10 protein-coding genes and 1 pseudogene are annotated in these 13,257 nt (G+C 69.4%); 6 read left to right on the top strand and 5 right to left on the bottom strand.

Going from position 1 to position 13,257, the window contains the following annotated elements; translation table 11 throughout:
- Positions 1–156: pseudogene (locus AB0H50_RS28310) on the top strand (anti-anti-sigma factor); the annotation flags it as partial.
- Positions 157–166: 10 nt separating this feature from the next.
- On the opposite strand, the gene AB0H50_RS28305 reads toward AB0H50_RS28310, so the two are convergent.
- On the bottom strand, positions 167–2,656 hold the full coding sequence (locus AB0H50_RS28305; protein WP_357458329.1) for an MFS transporter: 2,490 nt from the start codon (positions 2,654–2,656) through the stop codon (positions 167–169).
- 409 nt (positions 2,657–3,065) lie between these two features.
- Between AB0H50_RS28305 and AB0H50_RS28300 the strand changes: the two genes are divergently transcribed.
- Positions 3,066–4,364, top strand: coding sequence for a diguanylate cyclase (locus AB0H50_RS28300; protein ID WP_357458328.1), 1,299 nt, complete (start codon positions 3,066–3,068; stop codon positions 4,362–4,364).
- Here the strand turns inward: AB0H50_RS28300 and AB0H50_RS28295 are convergent.
- Positions 4,340–5,578, bottom strand: coding sequence for a helix-turn-helix domain-containing protein (locus tag AB0H50_RS28295; RefSeq protein ID WP_357458325.1), 1,239 nt, complete (start codon positions 5,576–5,578; stop codon positions 4,340–4,342). The genes AB0H50_RS28300 and AB0H50_RS28295 overlap by 25 nt on opposite strands.
- Before the next feature lie 249 nt (positions 5,579–5,827).
- Between AB0H50_RS28295 and AB0H50_RS28290 the strand changes: the two genes are divergently transcribed.
- Positions 5,828–6,988, top strand: a complete 1,161-nt coding sequence (locus AB0H50_RS28290) for an alpha/beta fold hydrolase (RefSeq protein ID WP_357458322.1) — start codon at positions 5,828–5,830, stop codon at positions 6,986–6,988.
- Between the two features lie 3 nt (positions 6,989–6,991).
- On the opposite strand, the gene AB0H50_RS28285 is transcribed toward AB0H50_RS28290, so the two are convergent.
- Positions 6,992–8,131, bottom strand: a complete 1,140-nt coding sequence (locus AB0H50_RS28285; protein WP_357458319.1) for an acyl-CoA dehydrogenase family protein — start codon at positions 8,129–8,131, stop codon at positions 6,992–6,994.
- A 102-nt stretch (positions 8,132–8,233) separates the two neighbouring features.
- Here AB0H50_RS28285 and AB0H50_RS28280 point away from each other — a divergent pair, with 102 nt between their 5' ends.
- The 3 genes from AB0H50_RS28280 (at position 8,234) to AB0H50_RS28270 (ending at position 10,870) form a co-directional block, all read left to right on the top strand.
- Positions 8,234–8,842 (top strand): TetR family transcriptional regulator, encoded by a 609-nt coding sequence (locus AB0H50_RS28280; protein ID WP_357458316.1) that lies wholly within the window; start codon positions 8,234–8,236, stop codon positions 8,840–8,842.
- Position 8,843: 1 nt separating this feature from the next.
- Positions 8,844–9,002, top strand: a complete 159-nt coding sequence (locus AB0H50_RS28275) for a hypothetical protein (protein WP_357458313.1) — start codon at positions 8,844–8,846, stop codon at positions 9,000–9,002.
- A 122-nt stretch (positions 9,003–9,124) separates the two neighbouring features.
- Positions 9,125–10,870: a GMC family oxidoreductase gene (locus AB0H50_RS28270; RefSeq protein WP_357458310.1), complete on the top strand. Its 1,746-nt coding sequence runs from the start codon at positions 9,125–9,127 to the stop codon at positions 10,868–10,870.
- A gap of 30 nt (positions 10,871–10,900) precedes the next feature.
- Here AB0H50_RS28270 and AB0H50_RS28265 read toward each other — a convergent pair whose 3' ends face one another.
- Positions 10,901–12,592: an FAD-binding dehydrogenase gene (locus AB0H50_RS28265; protein ID WP_357458307.1), complete on the bottom strand. Its 1,692-nt coding sequence runs from the start codon at positions 12,590–12,592 to the stop codon at positions 10,901–10,903.
- On the bottom strand, positions 12,589–13,227 hold the full coding sequence (locus AB0H50_RS28260; protein ID WP_357458304.1) for a TetR/AcrR family transcriptional regulator: 639 nt from the start codon (positions 13,225–13,227) through the stop codon (positions 12,589–12,591). The genes AB0H50_RS28265 and AB0H50_RS28260 overlap by 4 nt, the downstream gene beginning before the upstream one ends.
- Positions 13,228–13,257: the final 30 nt, after the last annotated feature.

Here is a 13,257-nt window from a genome sequence, read left to right as displayed (position 1 = left end):
GAAATCGCGCTCACCCTGGTCACCATCGGCCTCGACCTGTCGAAGATGAACGCCGTCGGCGACCTCCAGGGCGGCATCGAGGAAGCCGAACGCCTGCTCGGCTACGAGGTGACCCGCGGCGGCGATCCGGCGCGGCGCTCGGAACCGGCGAACTGAACCGCCGCGCTCAGTCCCCGTCGTCGCGGCCGTAACCGAGCCGCACGTCGTGCACGGCCTCGCCGCCGGACACCGTCACGTGGCTGGTCACCGGCGGATATCCGCGCGCGACCACGGTGTACTGCCCCTCGGCCAGATCCGGCACGACATACCGGCCGTTGTCGTCCGTGCGCACCGTCGCCGTGAGATCGCCCGCCATGTCCAGCAGCATGATCTGCGCGTCCGGCACCGCCCGGCCGTCGGCCAGCGCCGCCCCTGCCAGCACCGCGTTCGGCTCCATGTCGATGTCGTGGCGCAGCAGGCCGCGGTCCGGCACGGTGAGCGTCGTCGCGTGCGGGCGCATGTGCTCGGCCAGCACGACCAGCGTGTAGGCGCCCGAGACCACCCCGTGGCAGACGTAGGCGCCGTCGTCCGCGGTGACGGTGGCTCCGACGACCTCGCCCTGCCGATCGGTCAGCGTGACGGTGGCGCCGCCGAGCGGTTTGCCGCTACCGGCGGATCTGACCGTTCCGGAGAGCGCGCCGGAGCCCCTCAGCCGCACGTCGAGTTCCTGTGGCCACGAACCCGCGACGATGCTGACCGCCGTCGGCTGATGGCCTGCCGCGGCCGCGATCAACACGTAGGTGCTCGCGTCCGGCACGTCGATGGCGTAGGAGCCGTTCGCGTCGCCCACCGCCCTGGCGACCTGACGCCCACCCTTGTCGATCAACGTCAGCGCCGCGTCGGGCACCGGATGCCCGTCCTCGTGCTGGATGCGGCCGAACAGCGAGCGGGACTCGGCCGCTGCGGCGAGCACCGGTTCCGGTTCGGAGAAGACCTCGGCGGCCCCAGCCCACACCTGCGACTCCGCCCAGCTCGACGCGCCGTTCGCGCCGTCGGGTCCGTCCGGTGGCACGATCGGATCGTCCTGCAGCGGAATCTCTTTCATGAACATCAGCACCACCCCTGCGAGCACGGCCACCGCGGCGGCGACGTAGAACACGCCCTGCATGGAGTCGGTGAAGCCGACCAGGATCGGCACCCGCAGATCCTCTGGCATGGCGGCGAGCTCGCCGGTGTTGCTCTGCAACTCGCCGAGCCTGCCGCCGTCGAAGCCCTCCGGCAGCTGCCCGCCGAACGCGTCGACGATCCGGCCGGGCAGCAGGTTGAACAGGATGGTCAGGAAGATCGCGACGCCGAGGGTGCCGCCCATCTGACGGAAGAAGGTGGCCGCGGCGGTCGAGACACCCATGTCGGTGCGCGGGCCCGCGTTCTGCGCGGCGATGATCAATGTCTGCATGCAGGCGCCGAGCCCGCAGCCGATCACCCCGCCGTACAGCAGCGGCTCCCACAGCGGGCTGTCGTAGCGCACCCCGCCGTGCAGCACCGCGCCGAGCGCGATCAGGAAACAGCCCGCCACCGGCAGGATCTTGTACTTGCCTGTGAGCTTGGTGATGATCCCGGCGACCTGCGAGCCGACCATGATGCCGATCACGAGCGGCAGCATCAGCAGGCCCGCCTCGGTCGGCGAATATCCGCGCACCACTTGGAAATACAGCGGCACCAGCACGATCGCGCCGAACATCGCGACGCCGACGATGAAGCCGCCGACGATGGACACGCTGAAGGTGGAGTTGCGGAACAACCGCAGCGGAATCAGCGCCGCGTCCTTCATCAGGAATTCCACCAGCACGAAAAGCACCAGACCGGCCGCACCGACGCCGTAGCAGAGCAGCGCCCGATCCGAGCTCCAGCCCCATTCCCTGCCCTGTTCGGCGACGATCAGCAGCGGCACGACGCACACGGTGAGGGCCAGCGCCCCGAACCAGTCGATGCGGTGCGGCTGCCGCTGATGCGGCACGTCGAGCACCTTGGCGACCACCAGAAGGGCGACCACGCCGATGGGCACGTTCACCAGGAACACCCAGCGCCAGCCCTCCAGGCCCGCGAGCTCGTCGTAGCCGGAGAACAGCCCGCCGAGCACCGGCCCCAGCACCGTGGACGACCCGAACACCACCATGAAATAGCCCTGATACCTGACCCTTTCGCGGGCCGGGACGATATCGCCGACGATGGTGAAGGCCAGCGACATCAGGCCGCCCGCACCGAGACCCTGGAACGCGCGGAACGCCGCGAGCTCGTACATCGAGGTGGCGAAGGTGCAGGCCACCGAGCCGGCCACGAACAGCCCGATCGCGGTGAGGTACCACGGTTTACGGCCGTAGATGTCCGCGAGTTTGCCGTAGAGCGGCGTGGTGATGGTCGCGGTGATCAGGTATGCCGTTGTCGCCCATGCCTGTTCGTCGAATCCGTGCAGGCTGTTGGCGATCGGCACGATCGCGACGCTCACGATGTTCTGGTCCAGCGCGGCCAGGAAGATGCCGAGCAGCAGGCCGGAGAGGATGGTGAGGATCTGCCGATGCGACAGCTGCGTGCCTGCCTCGGCCGCCAGGTCCGGCGTCGGCGCCGGGGCCTGGATGGTCGTATTGGTCATGTAGAAGCCCTGGTTCTGATCGGCCAACGGTTGCGATCTTGCGTTCGGAACAAAGCGCACCCGGCGGCCGCACGCACTCGCGCGGCCAAGCCATGCGCCACAAGCGATCTGCTGTGTCGTACTGATAGATCAAGGGGATGCTGCGACGCGGGCGAGCTTACCGGTGGGCCGTGCGGCCTCTTGACGAGGCCGATCAGCGCGCTGGTCAGGAAGCCCAGCGACGCGAGCTCGGTGATTGCCGTTCGTTAACCGCGGGCGGTATCCTTGACCTTCAATACCAACTAGTCTCATAATCTCGCTCTCGGCTAGTGGATGGCAGCACCGTTACCTCGTTCGGATCGCGGCAGGGCGGGCGATCGCCGGACCCGGCGGGGTTCCAAGCAATGTGGACCGATGTGGACACCGACCGCGCGTCGTTCGTCGAACGGGGATTCGCATGGACGAGAAGAAGATCATGGTGGGCGATCCGGAGCAGGCGGCCGAGCGGTACCGTTCGCTGGTCGAACACTCCCCCGATGCCATTTGCGTGCACGAACGCGGCGTCGTCGTGTATCTCAACCCGGCAGGTGTGCGCCTGTTGGCCGCCGTATCCGCGGACGAGATCGTCGGACGCCCGGTCAGCGATTTCATCGCACCCGATTCCGTCGCCTCGACGCTGGCCAGGATCGAGGGGCTACGCGGCAACGGCGACCCGTCCAAGCGGGCCGTGCTCACTCTGCTGTGCGCCGACGGCGCCCGCTTGGCGGTGCAGGCCGTCTCGGTGCTCACCGTCTGGCAGGGCAGGCGCGCGTATCAGGTGGTGCTGCACGATCTGAGCGCGCAGCACGCGGCCGAGCAGGCCCAACGCCGGGCCGAGCAGCACTTCACCGCGATCGTCTCGCAGCTGGAGGAGGGCGTCGTCGTGATCAGCAGGCAGGGCATGATCGAATCGATCAATCCGGCCGCGCTGCGCATATTCGGTTGTCGCGGTGGACATCTCGTCGGTTCCCGGTTCGACAGGCTACCGCTGCGGATGGTCGACACCGAGGGCATCCCGCTGCCCGCGACCCGGCATCCGGTCGCGCGCACGATGGCGACCGGCGAGCCGATCACCCGTTTCGTGTTCGGCGTCGACGGCACCGACCATCACCGCCGCTGGCTGACCGGCAGCTGCAGGCTGCTCGATCCGGCCGACCGGACATCGGCGGTGGTCAGCTCGTTCACCGATATCACCGCCACCCGCGCCAGCCAGCGCGAGCTGCAGTATCAGGCCACCCACGACGGGCTGACCGGGCTGCTCAACCGGAACACCATCCTGGCCGCTCTCGACACCGCGCTCGCCCATCCCGCGGGCGGCCCGCTGTCGGCCGTGCTGTTCGTCGACCTCGACGGGTTCAAGGCGATCAACGACGGGTACGGGCACGTGGTCGGCGACGTCGTCCTGCAGGTCGTGTCGCAGCGCCTGCGGCGCGCCGTACGCGGTGGCGATCTGGTCGGCAGAGTGGGCGGCGACGAGTTCCTCGTCCTGCTCTGCGGACACGAGATCGGTCCGCAGCCGATCATCCGGCGGCTCGCCGCCTCGGTCGCCGAACCGATTGTCGCCCAAGGACAACGGCTCGCGGTGCGGGCCTCGATCGGGGTCACCCCGATCGGGCCTCGCGATCCGCGCACCGCCACCGAGATCCTGCACGACGCCGACACCGCGATGTACCGCGAGAAGGCGATCACCGCTCAGAGGCGATCGACCGCCGGATAAAGCCGGTGGATGGTGAGCGCCGCGGCGAGCATCCGGGAGTTGGTGGGTTCGGCGGGGTCGATGCCGGTGAGCTCGGCGATGCGGCGCAGCCGGTAGCTGAAGGTGTTGGGGTGTACGTGCAGGCAGGCGGCGGCGGCCTTGCGGTCGGAGCCGTACTCCAGGTGGGCCTCCAGCGCCTCCAGCAGGTGCGGGTTGCGCAGCAGCGGGGCGATGCGCTGGGCCAGCCGGTCGCGCGCCGGGCCCGGCCTGGTGAGCTGGTACTCGAGGAGCAGATCGTCGAGCTGGTAGCGGCCGGTCGGGCGGTTGAGCAGCCGGGCAAGCGTCGCCACCTCGGCGGCCTCCTCCGCGGCGCCGGGCAGATCCGCGCGCGGCACGCCGCGGCACTCGGCCAGGTACACCGGAGTGCCGAGCTGCTCGGCGAGCTCGGTGGCGAGGCCGCGATGGCGCGCGACATCAGCCTTCGCGGATTCGGAGTGGTTGGGCAGCAACGCGATTCCGCTCGCGCCGTCGAAGGTGACCAGCGCGGTGCCGTTGCTGAGCGCGTCCAGCGTGCGGTGCAGGATGCGGATGCGGCGGCGGGCGACGAGGTCGGCGACTGTATGGGGTTGCTCGTCTGGCCGCAGATGGATGGCGAGCACGGTGTAGCGATCGGTCAGCGGCGTGTCGGCGCGGGCCGCGAGTTCGTCGGCGGGTAGCCCGCGCAGCAAGGCGGTACACAGTTCGCGGCGCGCCTCGCGCTCGGCGTTGTAGATGGACTGCTCGACCTCGGTGTAGGTCTCGACGACGACGATGTTGATGTGCATCAGCAGGTCGAGCAGCCGCGAGCCGACGACGACCAGTTCGTCCTTCTCGTCGGGCTTGGCCTGCGTGGCCGCCTCGGCGAGCACCGACTGCGCCGAGCCGTGGATCGCCTCGATCAGCAGGGCCAGCGGGAAGCGATCCTCGGCGTGCCGCTCGGCGACGGGGACCACGAACCCGGCGACCTCGGCCCTGGTGAACTCGCGCTGTTCGCCGATGGCCTGGAGCACGGCGCGTCCGCAGGCGTAGATGGTCGGCAGCACCTCGGCGGTGAAATGGCCCGCGGGCAATTCGGACGCGGGCGGCGTGGCGCCGAGACCCGCGGCGAGCATGCGCTCCGCGATCTGCGGCCACCTGGTCAGCAGCCGGGACACCAGCGGGAGGTCCCCGGTGACCGGGGGTGAAGCGACAGCCATTGCCCGATTGTTACCCACGACAGGGTTTACGACAATGCGTCCGTCGCGACGGCCAAGAAGTTTGTCACGGGCGACATGGCCCGCCAACTTTCTTCGTCCTGGCGTGCAGTGACGCGATAGACCATCCGGTCTTACATTTTGATCACCGCCGTCGCGAGATGGCGCGCGTCACAGACGACGTCCAATTGTGAGCTGCGCCATAATAATTCCCTCGGGGGGCGGCTGACGAGCTGATGGGAAGTACGAAAGATGATTGCAACGAGGCAACGAGGCAGGCGCGTCTTGGCGTGCGCCGCGATGATCGCGGGGCTCGCGCTGGCGCAGGGATCGGGCGCGGGGGTGACGATCGCGGACCCCGCCGTCGAGGGAACCGTCGAGTCGACAGCGCGGGCACTCGCCGACGCCATCGACGCCGGGCTGCTGCCCGCGGCCGACGGCAGGCAGCCGAAGGCGATCGTCGACACCGGCTCCGGCTCCGGCTGGGCCAAGAGCACCTCATCGGCGGCGGTCGGCGAGGGTCCGGAGATGACCGCGGCGCTCGCCGCGTTCGCCTACGGTCTCACCAACCCCGACGCCGCGCCCGCGGGCGCGAACCGGTGGGACTGCAAGCCGACCGCCGAACACCCGAACCCGGTGGTGCTGCTGCACGGCACCTGGCTCAACGCCTACGACACCTTCGCCTACATGTCGCCGCGGCTGGCGCGCGCGGGATATTGCGTGTTCGCCTTCAACTTCGGCCGCTCCGGACTGATGGAAGGCGGCGGTCTCGGCGCGGTGCTGCCCGGCCGGTTCGGCGTGGGGCCGATGGAGGAATCATCGCGCCAGCTCAGCGAATTCGTCGAACAGGTGCGCAGCGCGACCGGTGCGGACAAGGTCGACATCGTCGGGCACTCGCAGGGCGGCACGGTGGCCAACCGGTACCTGAAGTTCGACGGCGGCGAGGGCAAGGTCGGCAAGCTGATCACCTTCGGCGCCACCCACCACGGCACCTCGCTGATGGGCATCGCCACGCTTGGCCGGGCGATCAACAACCTCGGCGTGAACATCCTCGGCTTCTACGAGCCCATCGTCGGATTGTCGAATATCCAGCAGGCGGTCGGCTCTTCCTTCTACGCCGCGCTGAACGCCGCGGGCGACACCGTCCCCGGGGTGACCTACACCTCCGTCGGCTCGCGCTACGACGAGATCTCCAACCCCTACGACTGGACCTTCCTGAAGGCGGGCCCGGACGCCACCGTGGACAACATCACCCTGCAAGCGGGCTGCGAGCAGGACATCTCCGACCATCTGACCATGATGTACTCGCCCCGCTCCACCTCGATCGCCCTGCGCGCGCTCGACCCGGCGGCGCAGCCGGAGCTGGCGTGCGCCTTCAACCCCTGGTTGATCGGCGGCGGTAGTGGCCTCTGAGGTTCAGCGGGCGAGGTCCCTGGCGATGACCAGGCGCTGAATCTGGTTGGTGCCCTCGAAGATCTGGGTGATCTTGGCCTCGCGCATGTAGCGCTCGACCGGGAAGTCCTGGGTGTAGCCGTAGCCGCCGAAGACCTGCACCGCGTCGGTGGTGACCTTCATGGCGGCATCGGTGGCGACCAGCTTCGCGACGCTGGCCTGCCGGGAATAGGGCAGGCCCGCGTCGCGGCGGCGGGCGGCGTCCAGGTAGGTCGCGCGGGCGGAGTCCACGGCGGCGGCCATGTCGGCCAGGACGAAGCCGAGGCCCTGGTGGTCGATGATGCGGCGGCCGAACGCCTCACGCTCCTTGGCGTAGGCCACCGCGTCGTCCATGGCGCGCTGGGCGAGGCCGGTCGCCACGGCGGCGATACCGAGCCGTCCGGAATCCAAGGCGCTGAACGCGATCGCCAGCCCCTGCCCTTCGGCGCCGATCAGCCGCTCGGCGGGCAGCAAGGCGCCGTCGTAGGCGGCGGTGGTGGTCGGCACCGCGCGCAGGCCCATCTTCTCCTCGGGCTTGCCGAAGCTCAGCCCGTCGATGCCCGCGGGGACCAGGAAGCAGGAGACGCCGCGGGAGCCATCGCCGGTGCGGGCGAACAAGGTGTAGTAGTCCGCCTTGCCGCCGTTGGTGATCCACGCTTTCGAGCCGTCGATTCGATACCCGCCCTCGACGGCGGTGGCCTTGCAGCGCAGCGCCGCCGCATCGGAGCCCGCGTGCGCCTCGGAGAGGCTGTAGGCGCCGATCAGGTTGCCGGACAACATTTCCGGAAGCCAGCGCTGCCGCTGTTCCGGCGTGCCGAAGACGAACAGCGGGTGGCACGAGAGGCTGTGCACGCTGACCGCGACCGCCACCGCCGCCCACCGCGCCGCCAGCTCCTCCAGCACCTGCAGGTACACCTCGTAGGGCTGCGCGCCGCCGCCGAACTCCTCCGGGTAGGGCAGGCTCAGCAGCCCGGCCGCGCCCAGTGCGCGGAATGCTTCCTCGGGGTACTGCTCCCGCTTCTCGAACTGCGCCGCGTGCGGCTCGAGCACCTTGTCGGCGATCTCCCTGGTGAGCTCGATCAGATCGCGGGCTTCCTCGGTGGGCAGCAGTCGGTCGACAGGCATCTCATCATCTCCGCGGCGGGGTGGTCGGCTTGCCAACACATTATGGCCAACATCCAATTGCATGCAAGGCAGCATGTACTTTTTGCCCGTTATACTGCTCGAATGGTTTCCGAGCTGCCGCCGAACAAGCATCAGCAGAAGAGTCTGCGGACACGCGCGCAGCTGCTGGACGCGGCGATAGACAGCCTCGCCGAGGTGGGCTACGGCAACGCGTCCATCGCCGACATCACCGCTCGCGCGGGGGTCACCCGCGGCGCCCAGCTGCACCACTTCCACACCCGCCAGGAGCTCTTCGCGCAGACCATCGGTCATCTCACCGAGCGCCAGCGCCAGGCGCTGCACCGCAAGCTGCGCACCGTGCCCGCGGAAACGGCGGCGGGCGCCGTGCTGGTCGAGCTGGTGACCGCCACCTTCGCAGGCAAGCTCGGCCGCGCCTGCGTCGAGCTCTACGTCGGCATCGCCAACGACCGCGAGCTGCGCCGCGAAATGCTGCGCGTCCAGCACGATCTCACCGTCGAGCTGCTCGACCGCTGCGCCGCCCTGGTCGGTTCCGGCATTTCCCGCGATCGCCTCGACTCCGCCTTCTGGCTCACCATCAACCTGGTGCGCGGCGCCACCCTGGACGAAATGGTCGGCCGCGACCGCGCCCGCCGCAAGCAGGTGCTCGCCGACTGGACCGAGCTCGCCGAAGTAGCCCTGCGCCGGACCTAGAGTGACGCCGAGCCGCACCCTGTGGGACCGCTTGGGCGCGATCGCCGACAGCGACGGCTACCTCACCACCGATGATCTGCTGGGCGCCGTCCACGACCACTACTTCGGCGACAACCCTGACAGCGCGAGAAGCCGACTGCTCGGCGCGCTGCCCGACTGACAGGCGCGAGACCACGAGTGGCCGGAAATGTCGATTTGTTGGCCGTAGGTCTGTCCTGTCCGCGGGCCGCCCGCTCGTAGCGTTGTTCCACGACAGCAGCGGGGCGAGGAAGGCGCAGGTCCATGACATTCGACTACGACGTGGTGGTCGTCGGTTCGGGCTTCGGCGGCAGCGTGACCGCGCTGCGGCTGACCGAGAAGGGGTACCGCGTCGCGGTGCTGGAAGCGGGTCGCCGCTTCGCCGACGACGAATTCGCCGAAACCTCTTGGCGGCTGCGGAAATACCTCTGGGCGCCTCGACTCGGCTGCTACGGCATCCAGCGGCTCGCGCTGCTGAAGGACACCTTGGTGATGGCGGGCGCGGGCGTCGGCGGCGGCTCGCTCGTCTACGCGAACACCCTCTACGAGCCCCCGGAACGGTTCTTCACCGACCGGCAGTGGGGCCACATCACCGACTGGCGCGCGGAACTCGCGCCGCACTACGACCAGGCCACCCGGATGCTCGGCGTGACGACCAATCCCGCGACCACCCAGTCCGACCGGGTGCTCCGCGAGGTCGCCGAGGACCTCGGCGTCGCCGACTCCTACCGCAGCACCCCCGTCGGCGTCTTCTTCGGCGGACCGGGCGTCCGGCCGGGACAGGACGTGCCCGACCCGTACTTCGGCGGCGCCGGACCGGACCGGCGGGCCTGCACGCACTGCGGCGAGTGCATGACCGGCTGCCGCCACAACGCGAAGAACACCCTGGTCAAGAACTACCTGTACCTGGCCGAAAAGGCGGGCGCCGCAGTGCATCCGCTCACCACGGTGACCGACGTGCGCCCGCGCGAAGGCGGCGGTTTCACGATCACCACGCAGCGCACCGGACGCACGGTGCGCAAACAGCGCCGGGAGCTCACCGCCGAGCAGGTGGTCTTCTCCGCCGCCGCGCTCGGCACCCAGCGCCTGCTGCACCACCTGCGCGACACCGGCTCGCTGCCCGCCATCTCCGACATGCTGGGACAGCTCTCGCGCACCAACTCCGAGGAACTTCTCGGGGCCCGCAGCCGCCGCGGCGACAGCGATTTCACCAAAGGCGTCGCCATCACCTCCTCGATCCATCCCGACGACGACACCCACGTCGAACCGGTGCGCTACGGCAAGGGCAGCAACGCCCTGTCCCTGATGGCGACCGTGATGGTGAGCGGCGACACCCCGCGCGCCGGGCTGTGGCTGAAGGCGCTGTGGCGCAACCGCCGCGACGTGCTGCGCGCGCACACTCCGCGACACTGGTCCGAGCAGACGATCGGCCTGCTGGTGATGCAGTCGGTGGACAACTCCATCACCACCTACACCAAGCGGAACTGGTTCGGCCGCCGCACGATGACCACGAAACAGGGTGCGGGCCAACCCAATCCGACCTGGGTGCCCGCCGGGCACGAGGTGGCGCGCCGGGTGGCCGACAAGATCGACGGCTTTCCCCTCGGCACCGCCTCCGGCGTCCTGAACATCCCGATGACGGGGCACTTCATCGGCGGCTGCGTGATCGGCGACTCGGCCGAGACGGGCGTCGTCGATCCGTACCACCGGCTCTACGGGCACCCCGGGCTGCACATCATCGACGGCTCGACGATCTCGGCGAACCTCGGCGTCAATCCGTCGCTGACCATCGCCGCGCAGGCCGAGCGCGCGGTCTCGTTGTGGCCCAACAAGGGTGAGCCCGATCCGCGACCGGCGCTCGGCGCGCCGTACCGGCGGCTCGACCCGATCCCGCCGCGCCGCCCAGTGGTTCCGCCGTCCGCACCTGCGGCGCTGCGGCTTTCGACCGCTTCCGCGGCGCTGGATCCGTCCAGCGAAGCACGGCGATTGCCGATCGAACCGGTGCGCTGAACCGCACCGGCGAGCGGTCCGGGTCGCGTGTCAGGCGAGCTTCTTCGCCAGCGCGCGGCCCGCGGCGCGACCGGAGAAGATGCAGCCGCCGAGGAAGGTGCCTTCCAGCGCGTTGTAGCCGTGCACGCCGCCACCGCCGAAGCCAGCGACCTCGCCCGCGGCGTACAGGCCGGGCAGCGGGTCGCCGTCGGGACGAATCACCTGGGAGTCGAGGTCGGTCTGCAGACCGCCGAGCGTCTTGCGGGTGAGGATGTTCAACCGCACCGCGATCAGCGGCCCCGCCTTGGGATCGAGGATGCGGTGCGGCTTTGCGACGCGACCCGCCTTGTCCCCGAAGTACTGCCGGGCGTTGGTGATCGCCATCAGCTGGGCGTCCTTGCCGTACTTGTTGCCCACCTCGCGGTCGCGGGCGACGATCTGACGCTCCAGGTCGTCGTGATCGAGCTGGGGTCCGCGCGCGATCTTGTTCATGCCGTCGACCAGCTCGCGCAGCGTGTCGGCGACCACGAAATCGACGCCGTGCTGCTTGAACGCCTCCACCGGCCCCGGCGCGCCCTTGGCCACCCGGCTCTTGAGAGTGAGTTTGAGATCCTTGCCCGTGATGTCGGGGTTCTGCTCGGAGCCCGACAGAGCGAACTCCTTCTCGATGATCGACTGGGTCAGCACGAACCAGGAGTAGTCGTAGCCGGTCGCCAGGATCGCCTTCATCGTGGTGTTGGTGTCGAAACCGGGGAAACACGGTGCGGGCAAACGCTTTCCGTTGGCGTCGAACCACAGCGAGGACGGGCCGGGGATGATCCGGATGGCGTGGTCGGGCCAGATCGGATCCCAGTTGTGGATGCCTTCGGTGTAGTGCCACATGCGATCCCGGTTGACGATCGCGCCGCCCGCGGTCTCCGAGATGGCGAGCATGCGACCGTCGACGTGCGCGGGGACGCCGGAGATGAGCGTCTCCGGGCAGGGACCGAGCCGCTCGGTCGGCCAGTTGCGCCGGATCATCTCGTGGTTGTGGCCGATGCCGCCGGAGGTCACCACGACCGCCTTCGCGCGGAACTCGAACTCCCCCACCGCCGTTCGCGACGAAGCCTTACCTCGCTCCAGATCGGTATCCTCCAGGACGGCGCCGCGCACGCCGACGACCGCGCCGTCCTCGATGATCAGTTCGTCCACCCGGTGCCGGAAGCTGAAGCCGGCCAGCCCGCGCTTCTCTCCTTCGAGCACCGGCTCCTGGAAGACCCGCACCACCTCCGGACCGGTGCCCCAGGTGAGGTGGAAGCGCGGCACCGAATTGCCGTGGCCGTCGGCCAGCGCACCGCCGCGCTCGGCCCAGCCCACCAGCGGGGTCACTCGCAAACCCAAGGCGTGCAGGTAATCCCGCTTCTCGGTGGCCGCGAACCGCACGTATGCCTCCGCCCACTGCCGCGCCCAGTGGTCCTCGTCGTCGCGGTCGAATCCGGCCGACCCGAGCCAGTCCTGCAGCGCCAGTTCATAGGAGTCCTTGATGCCGAGGCGGCGCTGCTCCGGGCTGTCGACGAAGAACAGCCCGCCCAGCGACCAGAAAGCCTGCCCGCCAAGGTTATTGCGGTTCTCCTGGTCCAGCAGGTGCACCTTGCGGCCCGCCTTGACCAGTTCGTAGGCGGTGACCAGGCCGGCGAGGCCCGCGCCCACCACGATCACCTCGGCTTCGCGCGCGAATTCGGGACTGCAGTTGGTCATGTTCATCCTTCGATCGGCGTGCTGTACGCCAGCACGATCTGGCAGAAGAGGTCGGTGCGCCGCCGCTGAGCGGTGCGGTTGCGCGGTTCCATCAGCACCTGCACGGCGGTGCCGTCGTGCACGGCCACCATGGCCTGGCCGAGCTCCTCCGGGTCGGGCACGGCGCGCCCGAACCGGCCGAGCGCGGCAACCACAGCAGGCATCAGCGCCGCGACGATCGCCTCCTCGCGGGCGGCCATCACTCGGCGCAGCGTCGGTGTGCGCAGCGCGTGGCTGGTGAACTCCGCCGTGATGCGGTACCAGGCATCGTCCAGCGGGACGGCGCGCAGCAGGCGGTCCACCACGTCGCGGAGGTCGGTGACGTCGTCGACCGAGATGTCGTCCAGCGCGGCGCCGACATCGGCGAGCATCGCCGCCGAGCGCTCTTCCCACATGGCGAGGAACAGCTCGTCCAGCGAGGTGAAGTTCGAGTAGAACGCGCCGCGGGTGAAACCGGCGCGCTCGCAGACCCCCTCCACCGTGGCGCGGCCGAACCCCTCCTCGGCGAAGACCTCGTACGCGGCGGTGAGCAGCCGTTTCCTTGTCTCGACCCGTCTTCGGGTGGCCGGACGCGTCGAGGTTCCCGCGGGTGACGACGTCATCGTGATTCCTCTCGGCGGTGTTCGATTCCG

Source organism: Nocardia sp. NPDC050793 (assembly GCF_040654065.1).
GTDB lineage: Bacteria > Actinomycetota > Actinomycetes > Mycobacteriales > Mycobacteriaceae > Nocardia.
Note: the sequence above shows the minus strand (reverse complement) of the source record. Positions and strands in the feature narration are given on the sequence as shown.